The organism is Novosphingobium beihaiense (assembly GCF_022832375.1).
Classification (GTDB): domain Bacteria; phylum Pseudomonadota; class Alphaproteobacteria; order Sphingomonadales; family Sphingomonadaceae; genus Novosphingobium; species Novosphingobium beihaiensis.
In genome coordinates this window covers 1-16,834 of sequence record NZ_JALHLG010000047.1, presented here as the reverse complement: position 1 = coordinate 16,834, position 16,834 = coordinate 1, and the positions used below count along the sequence as shown (strand labels likewise).

The 16,834-nt window shown below is 61.7% G+C and carries 13 protein-coding genes, 3 pseudogenes and 1 riboswitch; of the genes and pseudogenes, 9 read left to right on the top strand and 7 right to left on the bottom strand.

Translation table 11 applies throughout. The annotated features are described in order from the left end of the window. Nucleotides 1-182: 182 nt before the first annotated feature. The gene (locus MTR66_RS18600) at nt 183-2,696 is read right to left on the bottom strand and encodes a TonB-dependent siderophore receptor (RefSeq protein WP_243923759.1); all 2,514 of its coding nucleotides are present in this window, start codon (nt 2,694-2,696) and stop codon (nt 183-185) included. A 256-nt stretch (nt 2,697-2,952) separates the two neighbouring features. On the opposite strand from MTR66_RS18600, the gene MTR66_RS18595 reads away from it, so the two are divergent. Both MTR66_RS18595 and MTR66_RS18590 read left to right on the top strand, forming a co-directional pair. Next, nucleotides 2,953-3,504, top strand: coding sequence for a sigma-70 family RNA polymerase sigma factor (locus MTR66_RS18595; protein WP_327194529.1), 552 nt, complete (start codon nt 2,953-2,955; stop codon nt 3,502-3,504). A gap of 139 nt (nt 3,505-3,643) precedes the next feature. Beyond that, entirely contained in the window at nt 3,644-4,651 is a 1,008-nt protein-coding gene (locus MTR66_RS18590) for a FecR family protein (RefSeq protein ID WP_243923755.1), read from the top strand. Here MTR66_RS18590 and MTR66_RS18585 read toward each other — a convergent pair. Further along, a complete protein-coding gene (locus MTR66_RS18585) occupies nt 4,614-4,892 on the bottom strand; it encodes a hypothetical protein (RefSeq protein WP_243923753.1) in 279 nt (92 codons plus the stop codon). The genes MTR66_RS18590 and MTR66_RS18585 overlap by 38 nt on opposite strands. Between MTR66_RS18585 and MTR66_RS21480 the strand changes: the two are divergent. Continuing rightward, nucleotides 4,798-5,085 (top strand): annotated as a pseudogene (locus tag MTR66_RS21480) (hypothetical protein); the annotation flags it as partial. The gene MTR66_RS18585 and the pseudogene MTR66_RS21480 overlap by 95 nt on opposite strands. On the opposite strand, the gene MTR66_RS18580 reads toward MTR66_RS21480, so the two are convergent. Continuing rightward, on the bottom strand, nt 4,995-5,240 hold the full coding sequence (locus tag MTR66_RS18580) for a hypothetical protein (RefSeq protein WP_243923751.1): 246 nt from the start codon (nt 5,238-5,240) through the stop codon (nt 4,995-4,997). The pseudogene MTR66_RS21480 and the gene MTR66_RS18580 overlap by 91 nt on opposite strands. A 75-nt stretch (nt 5,241-5,315) precedes the next feature. Here MTR66_RS18580 and MTR66_RS18575 point away from each other — a divergent pair, with 75 nt between their 5' ends. Then, nucleotides 5,316-7,313, top strand: coding sequence for a TonB-dependent siderophore receptor (locus MTR66_RS18575; protein WP_268740602.1), 1,998 nt, complete (start codon nt 5,316-5,318; stop codon nt 7,311-7,313). 37 nt (nt 7,314-7,350) lie between these two features. On the opposite strand, the gene MTR66_RS18570 is transcribed toward MTR66_RS18575, so the two are convergent. Next, a complete protein-coding gene (locus tag MTR66_RS18570) occupies nt 7,351-8,391 on the bottom strand; it encodes a FecR family protein (RefSeq protein ID WP_243923744.1) in 1,041 nt (346 codons plus the stop codon). An 89-nt stretch (nt 8,392-8,480) separates the two neighbouring features. After that, on the bottom strand, nt 8,481-9,059 hold the full coding sequence (locus MTR66_RS18565; protein WP_243923742.1) for an RNA polymerase sigma factor: 579 nt from the start codon (nt 9,057-9,059) through the stop codon (nt 8,481-8,483). Between the two features lie 178 nt (nt 9,060-9,237). Here MTR66_RS18565 and MTR66_RS18560 point away from each other — a divergent pair. Further along, a pseudogene (locus MTR66_RS18560) lies at nt 9,238-9,642 on the top strand (transposase); the annotation flags it as partial. Here the strand turns inward: MTR66_RS18560 and MTR66_RS18555 are convergent. Then, entirely contained in the window at nt 9,627-10,079 is a 453-nt protein-coding gene (locus tag MTR66_RS18555; protein WP_243923740.1) for a hypothetical protein, read from the bottom strand. The pseudogene MTR66_RS18560 and the gene MTR66_RS18555 sit on opposite strands and share 16 nt — an antisense overlap. A 289-nt stretch (nt 10,080-10,368) precedes the next feature. Next, a riboswitch (cobalamin riboswitch) is annotated at nt 10,369-10,612 on the top strand. Between the two features lie 174 nt (nt 10,613-10,786). Between MTR66_RS18555 and MTR66_RS18550 the strand changes: the two genes are divergently transcribed. From MTR66_RS18550 to MTR66_RS18535, 4 genes are all read left to right on the top strand, one after another. After that, nucleotides 10,787-12,928: a TonB-dependent receptor gene (locus tag MTR66_RS18550; RefSeq protein WP_243923738.1), complete on the top strand. Its 2,142-nt coding sequence runs from the start codon at nt 10,787-10,789 to the stop codon at nt 12,926-12,928. Beyond that, complete coding sequence (locus tag MTR66_RS18545; protein ID WP_243923736.1) at nt 12,915-14,393, top strand: PepSY domain-containing protein; 1,479 nt, start codon at nt 12,915-12,917, stop codon at nt 14,391-14,393. The genes MTR66_RS18550 and MTR66_RS18545 overlap by 14 nt, the downstream gene beginning before the upstream one ends. Before the next feature lie 304 nt (nt 14,394-14,697). Continuing rightward, nucleotides 14,698-15,147: a YaiI/YqxD family protein gene (locus MTR66_RS18540; protein ID WP_243923783.1), complete on the top strand. Its 450-nt coding sequence runs from the start codon at nt 14,698-14,700 to the stop codon at nt 15,145-15,147. Nucleotides 15,148-15,539: 392 nt separating this feature from the next. Further along, nucleotides 15,540-16,640: a hypothetical protein gene (locus MTR66_RS18535; RefSeq protein WP_243923734.1), complete on the top strand. Its 1,101-nt coding sequence runs from the start codon at nt 15,540-15,542 to the stop codon at nt 16,638-16,640. A gap of 98 nt (nt 16,641-16,738) precedes the next feature. On the opposite strand, the pseudogene MTR66_RS18530 reads toward MTR66_RS18535, so the two are convergent. Beyond that, nucleotides 16,739-16,834, bottom strand: a pseudogene (locus tag MTR66_RS18530) (IS5/IS1182 family transposase); the annotation flags it as partial.

Genomic DNA, 16,834 nt, shown 5'->3' with positions numbered 1-16,834 from the left:
AATAATTCCGCCGGAGGCGGAGGCTGCCGGTCGACCGATTGTCAAAATTGACTTGCCGGGGAAGAACATGGCTCATCCGGTCTGCAAGCCGGTTCAGCCTGCCGCCACCTTAACGATGGGCGAGGCGTCGCCCCCGCAGGCGCTCCATGGGCGAGCAGCGATGCCGCCGGATGTGCCAGGCATCAGAATTCCGCCCGCAATTTCACCAGCACATTGCGCGGCTCGCCATACCAGTTGGAGCCGGAACTGGAGCCGACCGTGGCGTAATAGGTCTTGTCGAAAAGATTGTTCAGATTGGCGGACAGCGAAATATTCGGGAACAGCGCATAGGCGACCCTCGCATTCACCACGGCATAGGCAGGCTGCGTATAGTCGAAAGATTCGGTTCTGATGACCTCCGGGGGCGTGGTGTTCCGCTTATATATCGAGACGGTTCCGCGCACGAAATGGCTGCTTTGCCAGTTTATGCCGCCGGCAAGCTGCAATTTTTCAATTGGCGTATAGGATGCCCAAAGCCGCAGCATATGTTTGGGAGTAGCAGTGCTATATTGCTGATCCGCATCGAGATCATCATTTTTGTTATAGGTATAGCCCGCCGAAATCTGCACATTGGGAACCAGTTCGCCGCTTACGTCCATTTCGACACCGCGGCTGCGCTGTTTGCCGACCACGTTATATGCGGACTGGGAACCGACCGTGAAACCGGCATAGACGGGAACATCGGTCCGGTCGATCTGATAGGCGGCAATGCTCGCATTCAGGCGTCCGTCCCGAAATGCACCTTTGACACCGATTTCGAGGTTGCGGCCATTGGTAGGCGACAGCGGATTGCCCTGCACCGTGACGCCGCTGGGGAACTGGCGAAGTTTCGCATAGCTGCCGTACAGCGAAAGCTGATCGGTAAAGTCCCAGATCAGCGCAGCATTGGGGGTAAAGGCATCACCCTTGGATGTGAAAAGGCGTGTGAGGACGAAGCTATTGTCCGTCCCTGTCGGATCGTAATCGAAAGTGCCGTCCTCGACATCCGTGTACCGCCCGCCGACGACCAGGTGAAGCTGATCGGTCGGATTCAGCCGAACGCTGCCATATAGCGCCACGTCTTCGCGCCTGGCTTTGCGGAGCCCGTCTACTTCGTCGCGCTGAATTTCGAATGCGTCCCATGCTCCGGGGTCGAAATCGAAAATGTCCACGGGAGGCGGCGAGCCGGGCATCAGAAAGCTTTTGCTGCTCGTTTTTCTATGTCTGTATTCGCCGCCGAAGACCATATCGTGCGACTGGCCGAACAGTTCGAAACTGCCGCTGATATTCGCCGCGAAGGAATAGGTGTCATCCTTGTCCAGATCGGACGACATGCTGGCCAGAAGCGCGCCTTCATGCGTGTCGGGTATCAGCCCTCCGAAAACATAAGCGGCTGAAATATCGCGCGTATATGTCCGATACGCACCATTGGCACTGATCTTCCAGTCATCGCCCAGAGCCTGTTCTACGCTTGCGAATAGTTCGGCGGTATCGTGGTCCCAATGGGAAAAATCGGTGGCGAAACTGGTGCTTCTGGGCAGCTTCAGATCCTCGCCGGTCTGATACCGCATAAGACCGGACTGGCCATAACCGTGCTCGCGGTGCGTCTCATAGGCGCCGCCCAGCGCGATCATCGTGTCGGGTGTCGCGTCCCATTCAAGACGACCATAGAGCGATACGATCTCGCGATTGGCAGTGTCGTAGAAGAAGTCCCGGTTGTGATACACGCCGACGGCCCGGGCGCGCAGCGTCCCGCTTTCGTTCAGCGGCCCGGTTATGTCGGCTTCGGCCCGGTAATTGTTCCAGCTGCCTGCCGACAGGGTGAGCGCATATTTGGGCGTAGAAAGCGCGCGCTTTCGTGAAAGATTGACCGCGCCGCTCGGCTGGCCGTTGCTGCCGTAAAGCCCGTCGACGCCGCGCAAGACCTCGATATGATCATATTGGGCGAGATCGAAAAAGGTGAACGCGTCATTCGAGATCGGCAGCCCGTCGACCCGGATGTCCTGCAGCAAGAAACCGCGCGACTGGATCTGCGGCTGCTGGGAATTATAGGAGGTCACGGTTATGCCGGGCGTTTCGGCCAGGATGTCTTTCAGCTCGAACAGGCCGGCATCCTCGATCCGCTCACGCGTCAGCACGGTGACGGTCGCCGGGGTTTCACGCAGGGAGCGCGGGACCTTCGAGCCGATGGTAACCGCCTTGCTGGTATAGGATGGGCTGTTTTCCGTGATGAGGTCGGCAGCATAGACTGCCTTGCCTGGCCCATCCGCCCCCTCGACCCGCACCGGTCCAAGCCGGATCGTGCCATCGCCCGATGCCTGCGGCGCAGGTTCCAGCGTCACGCCTGTCGCGCTGATGAAGCGAAAAGTAAGCCCCGTACCTGCCAGCAGGCGGCTGAGCGCGGCGCCGGGGGCAAGCCTGCCTGAAACTTCCGCCGAGCGTTTGCCCGCAATCAGTGCAGGATCGGCCGTGACTTCCAGCCCCGACTGACGTCCGAACTCGACGAGCGCATCGCCCAGCGGCTGCGCTGCAATCCGGAAATCACCCTGCGTGGCCGATGTTTTCTGCGCCAGCGCGGCGGGCGCGAACGGCCCCGCCAAAGCGTTTGTTGCCAGCAGTGCACTGGCCAGAACCATCCTGATAGGCTTGCCGTCCGATCCCCCGTTCGCCCTCAACATTTATGCGCAACTCCTTGTTCCGTAGAGAGGTCGCCATTCTTGCTAATGCGTCGCAGAAAGGCATCTCACGAGAGTTGACGGATGGGGCGTGCCGGATTCAGCAAATGCCGGAAACTTTTTTGCGCGGTCGGTGAAATTCGGTTTCCGACACCGCGATCCGTTGGCACATGTTGTCAAACAGGATGCGGTTGGTTAGGGCGATTTCTGATAATTCTTCGCAATAAGGCGAGGCGCGTCCTGTTTCCCGCCAGACTGATTGCGTCAAAAACGCTCGCGACCGGAGGTAACCGACGATTTGAGCGCCGACCGTCCGCTGCCGAGATTGTTCCGGTCTCATAACCATGTGCTGATCGACTATGCCAGCGGCATCGTCGGCAGCCGGAGCGATGCCGAGGATGTGGTTCAGGAAGCCTGGCTGCGCTTCGAACAGGCGGAGCGGGCGCGTACCGTGCATCAGCCCGTCCGCTATCTCTATCGCATCGTCCGCAACCTTGCGATCGACGGCCGGCGAAAGCTGGGCAGGGTCGGCAGGATTCACGACGATGCGGCGAGCGAAAGGCTGGAAGTGGAGGCCGATGTCCGGCCCGATCCGGAAGCCCAGGCCATCGCGCGGGCCGAACTGAAGATTGTGTTCGAAGCGCTCGACGAGCTGCCCGAACGCACGCGCATCGCGATCCACATGCACCGTATGGAGGGTAAACGATTGGCCGAGATCGCCGCGCATCTCGGCATCTCGGTGTCACGCGCGCAGGGGATTATCGTCGAGGGCCTGCAATATTGCATGCAGCGCCGGGACCCGGATTTGTGATGCGGCTTATCATGTCAGCGAAGGAAACAGGCACGCGCGATTCGTCATCGCTTATATGCGCCGCTTCGGCAAACCCCGCACCTTCACCCGCCCTCGCGGCAGAGCCGGTCCGGCTACCTCCCGTCGAAGGCGCTTGCCGATGAGCGCGGACGCCCCCAACGGCAAGAGCCCGGCATTCGAAGCGGCAAACTGGCTGATCTTGCTGGCCGAAGAGCCCGTCGCGGAAGAGGTGCGCGCGGCGTTCGCGGCATGGCTGGGCGCCAGCCCCGCCAACAGGCGCGCATGGGCCGCCGCGACCGAGACTTATGACGCCATCGGCCATGCGCCCCAATTCCAGCCCGGCGCCCGCCACTCATCAGCCGCCCGTTCCGGCGGATCGAGAAAACCAGGCCGGATCGCGCACGGCCGGCAAGGCGGAAAACCCCGCAAGCGCGCGCTGATCGCCGCTGCCGTCGCCGCCTGCCTGGTCGTCGTGGCCGCGCCTTCGCTCTGGCTTCGCGTTTCCGCCGACCGGATCACCGGCACCGCCGAACTGGCGACGATGACGCTTGATGACGGCAGCAGGGTCTATCTCGGTCCGGACAGTGCGATCAGCGTCGCCTACAGCGCCGGGGAGCGGAAAGTGGATCTGCTTTCCGGCGAAGCCTCCTTCGACGTCGCGCCCAATCCGGCGCGTCCCTTTCGCGTGAAGGCAGGCGACATACGCACGACCGTACTCGGCACCGCGTTCGAGATTCGCCGGGAACGCACCGGCACCTGGGTCGCCGTGGCGCATGGGCGTGTGCGCGTGCGCGTGGACGGCAGAGGGGACGGACCTGCCATCCGGCGCGTGCTAACCGGCGGCGACTGGCTGCGCGTGGATAAGGATCGCCAGGTCGAACATGGCTCCGGCGCGGGCGATGACAGCGCGCCGGGCCGGGCGATGGTAGTGGTAAAAGACCGGCCGGTCGCCGAGGTGATCGACCGCCTGCGCCCCTGGTATGACGGCATCATCATCCTCACCGATGCAGAAATGGGCCGCCAGCGCGTAACCGGCGCCTACGACCCCCGCGATCCGGAAAAGGCGTTGTCGCTGTTGCTCAGCGCCCATGGCGGCGCGATCCGTCGGATCACGCCTTGGCTGATCCTCGTCTCCAAATCCGGCTGAACGCCCGCCAGGGAACTTTTTTCGCGTCGGTGCAGGAATAGAGGCGCGCGCCGTCGTCGAACCGCACGAGCAGCAATTGCAACCTTTTCGCATTAGCGAATAGGTTGGGGGCTGCATCCGGTTTCGACGATGGAAGGGATGAATTGATGAACGGACGGGGGAAAGCGCGGGCAAGCGGCAAAGCGCTGAGGACATTACTGGCGGCCACGGCGCTGGCGGGCGGCATGGTGCCGGCGGGCATGGCGCATGCGCAGGAAAGGCAGGCCTCAACGGTGCAGGATTTCAATATTCCGGCGCAAAGCCTTGACGATGCGCTGATTATCTTTGCCCGCCAGTCGGGCTATCAGATCTCCTCCGACAGTACCCTCACCGCCTCGCGCCGCAGCGCGGCCGTTAGCGGCGCGATGGCGCCAGGCGAGGCGCTGAGCCGGTTGCTGGCGGGAACGGGCCTTACCTTCCGCTTCCTCGGCGCCAACGCGGTGCGCATCGAACGCGCGCCGCAGGCGTCCGGCGACGGTGCGATCCAGCTCGGGCCGGTTCGGGTCGAGGGAACCGGAGGCAGTGCCTTCTCCGGTCTTTCGTCAAGCATCACCAGGATCCGTCGGCAACCGAGGGCAGCGGTTCTTACACCGCGGGGGCGACGAACAGCGCCACGGGGCTTCGGCTGTCGCTTCGTGAAACGCCGCAGTCGGTCACGGTCTTTACACGCTCGCGCATGGACGATCAGGCGCTCAACGAAATCACCGAGGTTCTGGAGCAAACCGTCGGTATTACCTATGCGCCGCAAGGGGCGCTCGGCTCGGACGGGATCGGCTTTTATTCCCGCGGCTTTGACGTGGAAAACTTTCAGGTCGATGGCGTACCCCGGCAAACCACCATTTTCGGCTTCGAGGATACCACGGCCGATATGGCTGTCTACGACCGCATCGAAGTGGTCCGCGGTGCAACCGGACTGCTGAACGGGGTCGGAACTCCGGCGGCAACCGTCAATTTCGTTCGCAAGAAGCCGACCCGTGCATTCCAGGCGCATCTGGCGGCGCAGGTGGGCTCGTGGGATCGGTATCGCGTAGAAGGGGATGTGAGCGGGCCGTTGTCCGCCAGCGGTAATATTCGTGGTCGGCTTGTGGCAGCCTACCAGCAGAGCGACTGGTTCACGGCGCGCAGCCACTCGGAAAAATATGTGCTCTACGGCATTATCGAAGGTGACCTTACCGACAGCACCGTTTTCACCGCCGGGGCACAGTATCAGCGGTTCGAGAATGACGCTTCGGCCAATTGGGGCGTGCCACTGTTCTTTTCCGACGGCACCGTTGCGGATCTGCCAAGACGCTCTAATTCCGGCTCCAAATGGAGCGAAATGACCGATTCGGATCTGATGGTCTTCGCCGGGCTGGATCATGATCTCGGCGGCGGCTGGAACGCAAAACTCGATGGGGACTATTCACGCCCGGAATACGATTCCACCTTCGGGTCGATGTATGCGACCACGATCGATCCGGTAACGGGCGAAGGCGCCACCTTCTACACCACGCGCTGGGCGTCCGATCTCGAACAATGGTCTGCCTCCCTGCGCCTTTCCGGCCCCTTCGATCTTCTGGGACGCAGTCATGAGTTGATGCTGGGCGGCAGCTACAGCAAGGGAAGCGATGACGGTCCCGGCTATCCGGGGTGGTATGGCGACGGAAGCAGCACCAATCAGTTTCCCGTTCCCGACGCCATCGCCCTGCTCGAAACCGGCGAGATAGCCATGGGAGACTATGAGCCGACCGGCGGCCGGTCCGGTGGCTATAGCGAGCAGCTTGGAATCTATGTCTCGACACGCCTGAACCTGCATGACCGGGTGAAGGTCATACTGGGTGCGCGGGTGACCAACTGGACGGAGAAGTCGTGGAGCCAGGTACCTGGGGAGAGCCGCGTATACAGCCTGCTCACGCGCGATAACGGCGTGTTCACCCCCTATGGCGGCATCGTCGTCGACCTGACGGACAACATCTCCGCCTATGCGAGCTATGCCGATATCTTCAACCCGCAATCCAATGAGGACACCGATGGAGACAGGCTATCGCCCGTGGAAGGCGCGAATTACGAGGCTGGTCTGAAGGCGGAATTCTATGATGGACGGCTCAACGCCAGCCTGGCTGTGTTCAAGATCAAGCAGGACAATTTCGCCCTGGCCGTTCCGGGGGCACTAACACCCAGCGGCGGCCAGGCCTATGAGGCCGTCAGCGGCACGGAGTCCAAAGGCGTGGAGCTGGAAGTTTCCGGGGAGCTGCTGCCGGATTGGCAGGTTTCCGGCGGCTACAGCTATACGAAGGTGGAAGATCGCGACGAGGAACCGCTCACGACGCATGTCCCGAAGGAATCGGTGAAGGTTTTTACCAGCTATCGTTTCAGCGGCCCGCTGCAGGACCTAGCCATCGGCGGAAACCTGAGATGGCAGGGGCGAAGCTATGTCGCGAATGCGGGGCCGAACGGCGAAACATTCATGCAGGACGATCTCGTTATCATCGATTTGATGGCCCAATACCCCGTTCTGCCTCGGCTTCGCGTGTCCCTGAACGTGAACAATATTCTCGATAAGAAGTACTTCACCGGACACAATTATATCGGTGTCTACGGCACGCCCAGACAGGCGATTTTTACCGCGAAATACAGCTTCTGAACTTACCGGTGCGGGCCGTGCTCACACGGCCTGCGTCTCATCCGCCCGAAACCACGATCAGCCAGGGCGTGATCGTGGTCACCGTGCCGCCATAGGGCGCGACGAGGTTGCGAAGGGTGCGTGCCGCGTCGTCGGTTCGATAGAAGCCCGCGACCGGCCGCTCGCCCAGTTTATCGCTCGCAAGAACGATATGCCCGCCATACCAGGGGCGCAGTTCGTCGATCACGCCAGCGATCGTTCCGCCATCCCGCGCCACGATTTCGCCGTTGCGCCACAGGCCGAGCGCGGCGGGCCTGCCGTCGCCGCCGGTCAGACGACCCGCCTCGGCGCTCACCCATTGCCCAGCGGTCAGTACGCGCGTGGCCGAGCCGTCCGCCACGCGCACGCGCCCATGCGCCACGCTGACGCGCGTGATATCGCCGATCATGAGCACGTCGAAACCCGTGCCGAGCACGGTCGCGGTCAGCGCCTTGGCCTCGACGCGGAACGGGCGCGTGGGGTCGCGCGCGACCTCGAACCAGGCCTGCCCTTTCAGCAGGTGGACGGTGCGCTCTTTGGCTGCGTAATCCACATCGATCGCGCTGTCGGGACCGAGCGTGACGCGACTGCCGTCCTCCAGCGTGACGTTGCGCACTTCGCCAGTCGCGGTCAGCATGTCGGCGTTCAGGCGCAGCATCGCATCGGGTGCGATCGCCGCCAGCGCGCAGGCCGCGACGGCCGCCGCCGCGATGCTCTTGCGACTGATCCGCCGCCAAGCTCCGCGAACGGGGCGATGCACGGCTTTGGAAGTCCGGGCGCGCCGTGCATGTTCTTCCGTTTGGCGAAGCGGCTTGTTCCACTGCTCCCGATGGGCCGGTTCGGTCTGGGCGATGCCGCGGGCGGTGCCGGCGATCTGCGCCCAGCATTCGGCGTGCAGCGGATCGGCCTCCAGCCAGGCATCGAACCCGGCTTCCACGCCCAACCCATCCTCTTCGAGGAGGCGGGTGTACCACGAGGCCGCTTCCTCGAGCGCGCGGTCGCGGTTAGAAATCATGGCTGGCGCTCCCGCTGCTGGCGGCGAGGGGCGATGCCCAGGCATGAATCGAATTCGGTGATCCTCCATATGCGATAGACGAACGGGTCAACCTGTTTTCAACTTTCGGGCGTGACAGAAATACCCTCATCGGATCAGCGCCCCTCCGCCAGGAAGCGCGCGCAGGCGGCTAGGCCCTTGGCGACCAGATCCTGCGCATAGGCGACCGAAATGTTCAGCCGCTCGGCGATCTCGCGCAGCTTGTAATTGCCGATCCGGTGCATTTCTACCGCGATCCGTTGCCGTTCGGGCAGGTGCGCCAGTGCCTGGTGGAAGCGTTCCAGTTCCTGCCGCGCGGCCAGCCTGTCGTCGGCGCCCGGCGCGATGTCGGCGACGCGATCCATCGCCGCGTCATAGCCACCGCCCGCAATCTCGCCATAACGGTCGCACCGCCGGATTACGTCGATGGCGAGATTGCGCACGGTCAGCCGCAGATAGGCGCCGAATTCGCAGATCTCGACCTGCTGCGCTCGCCGTGAAGCCGCTATCCAGGCGTCCTGCACCACATCCTCCGCCTGCGCCGCATCGCCGAGAATGCGCGCGGCATAGGCGATCAGCGGCGCATATTGCTCGCGATAGACCGTAAGCGTGACATCCTCCTCCGGCGCCCGCAGGGCGGTTGGCGCGGCCAAGGCGCCGAACGGGCCGGCAGGCAGGGAGTTGTTGCGAGGCATTCGCAACAGGCGATAGCGGCATTGCGACCGGGCTGCAACCGTGATGCAGGTCGGTCGCCGTCCCCCTAATAGCTCGCCGCACCGTCAGCAGGAAGCTGCGCGGCGCGCCGAAGGTGCTCCAGCTGAGACCAGAGGCATAGGTCATGTCGAAGACGTTATCGACATTAAGCACTGCCCGCCAATTGTCGTTGAGCAGATACCTGAGGATTAAATCATCGCGGCCGTCAGCGCCGAAGGGGCTTACGGCACAAAGGCCTGCCATGGGTGCCATCGCGCCCGTGATGCCTGCGCCGTCATCCACGCCTCCCGTAATGCTTGCGCCTGCCCCAAAAGCACGCCAAGCGCCGCAGCCCGCAATGAAATCGTTCGTACAAGCGGGCGGCTTGGCAGGACCATCTGGAAATGTTGGAGCGGCTATCACCAGCGCAGCCGCGTCGAAACCAAGATGCACTGCTTCAAGCTGCTGGGCGAACGCGTCATGGCACGTGACTTCGATCGCCAGGTTGCCGAGCTATAAGTCCGTGCAGCTATTCTCAACCGCTTCACCACGCTCGGAACGCTTGAAACTCAGCGTGTTGCGTAACTGGCGATCCCTAAGGCCCCACGGCGAACCAGCCGATGGTTTGTGCAACAAAGCCCTCCAGAGCCAGATGCCAAATATGGGTTCCAGTTTGGCGTGCGATCGCGCTCGCCAATCGGCCTGCCGATCCGCAATGATAACTGATCGGCCTCGAACTCCTCGATTTGCCCGTCTGCGTTTGCGTTGCGACCGCGCCCGTGAAGATGGCGGCCGGACTCGTGAGCGACAACGAACAACTCCATGGCGCGGGCCACCTGCTCGACAAGTAGCACTTGCGTGGGATCGGACGGCTCGAATGGCACCGTGATATTCGTGCCGGTCATCGCGAAAGACATAAAGATCCGATGCCAGTACAGTGCGAGTGGCATGTTCTTGCGCAACAGCAGGTTCGCCAACTCAGTCGTGAACTGGTCCGACTGCCAATAAGTCGGATCGAGCATGTCTCTCGGCAGGTGAGCGACTGATTGCAGCAGAGCAGGCGTTGCAATTGGAAGGGCTGATTGGGTGGGGTGAGGGGCAAAGGTAGTGGTGGAGGCGAGCAAACGCAGCTTCTCGCATAACATTGGGTTTCGTCTGATTTTCCAATCTCGATCCCCCGCGACACCGTGTTTTTCAGGCCCTGCAAAGGTATCGATGGTGGCTAGGACGGTCCAATCGGCAACGATACAAATTCATTGCCAAGTACACTGCTCTCGATTAGCGAGCTACTCGTTCTCGTTGGTTCGCCAACGCGAATAAGATCGCGCCGGTGTCCCGAGAGGGACTTAATAGGGAACGCGGTGCGGACGTTTCGACGTCCCAGGCCGAGGCTGTCCCTGCAACTGTAAGTGGCGAGCGCGATGTACACGCGGCAGGGCAAGATGTCCCACGCCGCAGCCACTGGGCCGGACGCTAAGTCACGCGAGGCCTGGGAAGGCCGTGCATCGAGCGATGACCCATGAGCCAGGAGACCTGCCGGCGCACGGTCGCTCATGCTTTGGTCCAGGGGATGGCCCGAGCTCGGTACGTTTTTTCCGTCGAGCGACGAACGCGCGGCTGGGGCCGCATCGGTTCGTGTCACGGGCGCTCCCGGCGTCCGCCCGATGGCGTGTGCCGACCGTTCGTGCGGAGGCCCCGGTCCCTGTCGTGACGCCGACGGGGTTTTTACATGAATTTCATTCGTTTCGGATGCACCACCTCCACCATCGCGCTTGGCATGGTGTTCTCGGGTACTGCCAGCGCCGAGGCAGCCGGGGAAGACCAGCGCACCAGGCCCAGGGACGAGATCATCGTCACCGGTGTGACTGATCAGATGCAGCTGACCAAGGAGAGCGAGGGTGCGAGCCGGCTCGGCCTGACGCCGATGGAAACCCCGGCCAGCATCGAGATCCTCGATGGCGATGCCATCCGCCTGCGCGGTGATCTCACCATTCAGGATGCCGCCGCCCGAGCCACCGGCATCGTCAATACCTCCGGCGTGTTCGGCTATAGCCTCTCGACGCGCGGCTTTGTTGGGCAGCACAGCGTCATGCAGCTCTATGATGGTATGCGCATGTACAACAACACGGTGACCTTTCCGGCCGATCCGTGGATGGCAGAAGCGGTCGAGGTCCTGCGTGGCCCGGCGTCTGTCCTTTACGGCGAAGGCGCGATCGGCGGTGCGGTGAACGTCGTACGTAAGCAGCCGGGTGAAACGTTCGAGCATTCGGCTCGCGCAGGCGGTGGTTCCTTCGGTTTCTGGAACATCGCAGCAGGCAGCGGCGGCCCGCTGGCGGATACGGTCAGCTACCGGTTGGATGGCAGCTATCGCCAGTCAAACGGTTGGATGGACAACGGCGATTCCAGCGCGCTCGCCCTTTCGGGCGCTGTGCGGCTAAAGCCTGCCGACGCTCTCGATGTAACGATTTCGCACGATTACAGCCGCCAAAAGCCCCGCACCTGGTTCGGCGTCCCCCTGGTCGATGGAAGACTGGACACCTCGATCCGCAAGACAAACTACAACGTTGCTGATGCCAATTTGCGCTTTCGCGACAGCTGGACGCAGGTGAAAATTGGCTGGCGCCCAAGCGAAAGCTTCAGCTTGCGCAGCACGTTCTATCGGCTGAGCGCCAACAAGTACTGGTTTAACAGCGAGCGTGCGAGCTGGGTCGCACCTACCGAGGATCAGCCCGCTGCGATCCGCCAGTCGAGCTTTCTCGAACTCTACCACGTTCAGCGCCAGACCGGTAACCGGACCTCGGCAACGCTGAGCCATGACTTCGGCGGAATTGCCAACCGCATCGTCATCGGTGCCGACTACAACCACATCACCTACAAGAACATTAGCAATTCGGGCAACAACGCGACCCGTCTCGTCGATATCCTTGATCCCGACGTCGGCAAATTCATCCACCAGACCGGCGCAGCGGCAACCCACACGCGCTATGTCAACACGATCGACCAGTACGCGATCTTCGCGGAGGACCGGCTGGAATTCTCCGACCGTCTCTCGCTTGTCGCGGGTCTGCGCTATGACCGGCCGGAGATCACCAAGGACGACTACGTCAATCCCGACAATAATTTCACCACTGTGCCCGATGCGGTGACCTGGCGTCTGGGCACGGTCTACAATCCCGTGTCCGAGCTTTCGCTCTATGCCTCCTATGCAACGGCGGCCGATCCGGTAGGCGCGCTGGTCTCGACCTCGGCGTCACGCAGCGAATTCGACCTTTCCACCGGGCACCAGTGGGAAGCGGGCATCAAGCATGTTTTCTGGGGCGGACGGGCGCAGTGGACGCTCGCCGCCTACCAGATCACGAAGAAGCGCTTGCTGACTTCTGATCCGCTGATCCCCACTATTCAGGTCCAGGTCGGCCAGCAGTCCTCCAGGGGGATCGAGGCTTCGCTATTTATAGAACCGGTCCCGGGCCTCAGCATCAATGCCAACGGCACGATCCTCGATGCCCGGTACGACGACTTCGCAGAATCGGTTGGCGGTGAACGCTTCCAGCGCGCCGGAAACCGCCCCTCCAACGTTGCGGAAAAGACCGTCAACCTCTTCGTAAGCTGGGGATTCCTGCCCGACTGGGTTGTCGATGGCGGTATCAGCCACGTTGGCAGCCGCTTTCAGGACGCAGCGAACAGCAATCGCCTGCCCGCCTATACGTTGACCGATATCGGCCTGCGCTGGTCGGCAACCGAAAGTCTGAGCGCCAGCGTGCGCGCGCGCAACATCTTCAACGACATCTACCCGCGCGCCACTTACGGGGCGAGCCAGTGGGTGCTTGGCGATCCGCGCAGCGTGGAGGTTTCGCTCAATGCCGCGTTCTAGTCCCGGACTGTGGAAGCGGGCGCGCCGGTGGCTTTACTGGTTGCACCGCTGGACGGGCATTGCGCTTTGCGTGCTGTTCGCCATCTGGTTCGTCTCGGGCGTGGTGATGATGTACGTGCCTTTTCCCTCGTTCCGCGCAGCGGAACGAGTGGCAAGCGCATCGCCGCTCGACTGGCGCCAGGTCCGCATCGGCCCGCGCGAGGCGCTCGAACGTCTCGGCGCCGATGTCTTTCCCGGGGAACTGCGTCTCGAAATGACGGGCACGGAGCCTGTCTATCGCGCCAGCCTTTCCGGCGCCCGCAGGGCGCTTTCTGCATCGAGCGGTGAAGAAATCGGCCCCATCGATGCAGGCCGCGCCGCCGCGATCGCCAGGCAGTTCACCGGCGCACCTGCCCTTCGTACCGAACTGGTCGAGCATGACCAATGGGTTGTCACCCGCACTTATGCGCGCATGGCCCCGTTCTGGCGGGTGCGCGTCGATGACGGGCGCGCCAGCGACATCTACGTTACGAAAAGGACCGGCGAGATCGTCCAGAACACCGACGCCGCCGAGCGGTTCTGGAACTGGCTCGGCGCGGTCCCGCACTGGATCTACTTCGAGGCGCTGCGGATATACCAGGCCCCTTGGGTGCAGACGGTGATCTGGACTTCGGGGATAGGCACAATCAGTGCTGTTCTGGGCCTCTGGATCGGCATCCTGCGGCTGCGTCTCAGGCGCCGCTACAAGTCGGGTTCGGCCAGCCCCTATCGTGGCTGGATGAAATGGCACCATGTGACCGGCCTGGCCGGCGGCATCTTCGTGATCACCTGGACTTTCAGCGGATGGCTATCGATGAGCCCGTTCGGCGGTTTCGGGAGCGGCGATGCTCCGGCCATCGCCAAGCGCTACGAAGGCGAAACACATCCACGCTTCGCTGCTCCCGATCTTGCCGTCCTAGCGGCTTCGGCACGCGGTGCGGTAGAGTTGCGCTTCGCCCATATCGACGGCCGGCCGACGGTCCTTGCCGTTGACCAGGACGGCGCGGTGAGCGCCATCGACGGGATTTCGGCCAAGCCTGCCAGACCGGCGAAGCGGGACCTGGAGGCGCTTGCCCGGAAGGCCGTGCCGCAGGGCCGATTGGTCGACACCGACTTGCTGCGCGAGCACGACCTATACTGGTACACAACCGGAGACGCGCGCAAGGCCGCGCGGCCGGTCCCTGTTCTGCGCATGACATTCGATGACCCCGATGAGAGCTGGCTCTACATCGATCCGGAGACCGGCGAGCTGCTCGCCCAGTCCAGCAAGGGCCGGCGGACCTATCGTTGGCTGTTCAGCGCGCTGCACAGCTTCGACCTTCCCTTCTTTCTGGCTTTCCGGCCGTTACGCGATGGCCTGATGATCCTCCTGTCGATCACGGGTCTGATCGTCTCGGTGAGCGGGATCGTTGTCGGTTGGCGTTATCTTGTGCGTTCTGTGAGGTAACGACCCTTCTTTGCCTCTCATGGAATGTTTCCGGATTCTAGATAGTGGACGTGGCCGAGTCCTTGCTCAGGTGCACCGTCATGTCGGCTTTGCCGGACATTCCTGCCATTTACGCCCTTGAAGACACTGCATGAAAGCGACCGTCCGTTCATGCGATGCGGTCGCGGCAGGCGCCACGCAACTTGTCCTTGAGACTGAGAACCAAGCCATCCAAAAATCCAGAGGCTACGCAGAAAGCCAGACCGCCTACCGAGCCCACTACCTTCTTCCAAAACCTGACCTGCGACGGCTAAGGCGAGACATGATGCAAATCCTGATTGATGCCGACGCCTGTCCGGTTAAAGACGAGACCTACCGCGTTGCCGCGCGCCACGGGGTGCCAGTGGTGGTGGTGAGCAACAGCCCTATCCGCGTGCCGCAGGATGCACTCATCTCGCGCAAGTTGGTGAGCGATGCCTTCGACGCGGCGGATGACTGGATCGCCGGACAGGCTCACGCAAAGAGCATTGTCATTACCGCTGACATCTTGCTGGCCGATCGCTGCCTTAAGGCAGGCGCAACGGTCATCGCACCCAACGGCAAGCCCTTCACCACCAGTTCGATCGGCGGGGCCATCGCGATGCGCGCGATCATGGCTGATCTGCGCGCCGGCGGCGATGTGGTCGGGGGACCGTCGCCATTCAGCAAAGCGGATCGCTCGCGATTCCTCTCCAGCCTGGACGAAGCGCTCGTGAAACTTCAGCGACGCAGCTGAGCGAGCGCCATCGACCCAGAGTCAGTCGCTCGGCGGCCAGGGCTTGAGCGGCAGCTTCTTGCCGAAACCTTCCATTCGCGCGGCGCGAAGGCGGCTGGCAGCAAGGCGCCCCAACTTCAGCCATTAACGATTTTCACAGTCGTTCCCAAAAGCTGTCCGGCGTCAGCGCCCATGGCACAGATTAGGGGGTGAGATTTAAGTAGGGTTTGGGCTTCACGAGTATGGAGAAACAAACAGGTAGCAGGAGGAACGCCGGTGCCGTCAATTGCGCGGGCTTGTCCCGATCACTCGAAGCTCAGAGCAAGAATTATCCGGCATCTCCGAAGTTCTGCAGACGATCCCATTACCGTAACGAATAATCTCCACGTCCACAAAAAAGGTCAAATCATTCCATGAAGATAGAAAACCCGACAGTCACGCTGGATGACGAGGCACGGGCCGGTGTCGAGGAGGATGTTCGATCCGGATTTCTGGACTGGCTGTTCCAGTTCTCGGTGACGGACGGAGATGGAGAAATCTATTCTGTCGGCGGATCCATTCTGTCCCTCGCGCTTGAGAACATGGACATTGTTTCCATAAATTGCGCCAAGGGCAAAGGTCATGTCGAGCAGCTTCCCAACTCGATCTACAAGATCGTTCGATATCCCGGGATGCACTTCGAACGGTTGCTCAGGAAACCGCATGGCGCGCTCAAAATCGAGAAAGGCGCCGAAAGCGTCGTCGTGACATGCGGGGACGAGTATCGCGTCGAATGTTTCGCAGACCATTCCTGGCATCTGTCGATCGATTCCCTCGACGGGGAATACAGGGCCGAACTCTATCACCGGCCGCACGGTTTTCCGCTCTGGTATGGCCGAGACAAGCCGTCCTACCTCACCCAGCATTCCATCACCTACGGTTATAACTGGGCCGGAGACGTGGAAGGCACGATCTATCTGAAAGGACGGGCCATCCGGGTGAAGGGGGCAGGTATTCGCGAACGCTATGTCGCCGTGGATTCCTCTGCAGCCGAGCTTGGCGGCTGGGAAGACTGGGGCTTTGTCGCGTTCAATGAAATCCATTCATCTATGTATGACATGCGCCTCGGCATGAAGGACTTTTCGATCTACGATCTTGAGACGCAGAGACATTATCCCGAAGGCGAGATGATTATCACGCACGAGGACTGGGCCTTCATGCGCGAGCTGGATGGCTTCATTCCGACGGTGTACAAGATCAGGATTCAGGTTGCCGACGGCACCTATGAGGTCAGGGCGCATGTCTGTAATGCGACGGTCTGGGGTGTGACGTTCAAGGTTCCCGACTATCCGGTGGCGACCCTGACGTTCGATACGGTCGAGGGAACGTTCACCTTCAATGACGGGACCGTCAAAAATCTGACCGGAGGCCGGGGCGCTCTGTCAGTGCGGCAATGGCACGCATATCCAAATATTCTTCCTCGGGAACTCTATTCCGACGAGGCCATGACCGGAGAGAAGTTCGATACGCTTTGAGATCTCCGGTGACGCATGTTTCGCATTACTTCTCGCTCGGATAGGCTTTGTTGCACGAATGAAGCGGTGGTTAGCCGTGTGGCTTTGACATTAGCCGGTTACGCGACACGCTGATTTTCAGGCGTTCCGAGTGCAGTGAAACGGTTGAAGATGGCTGCACGGATTTGCCGTTCGGCGACCTGGCGATCGAAGTC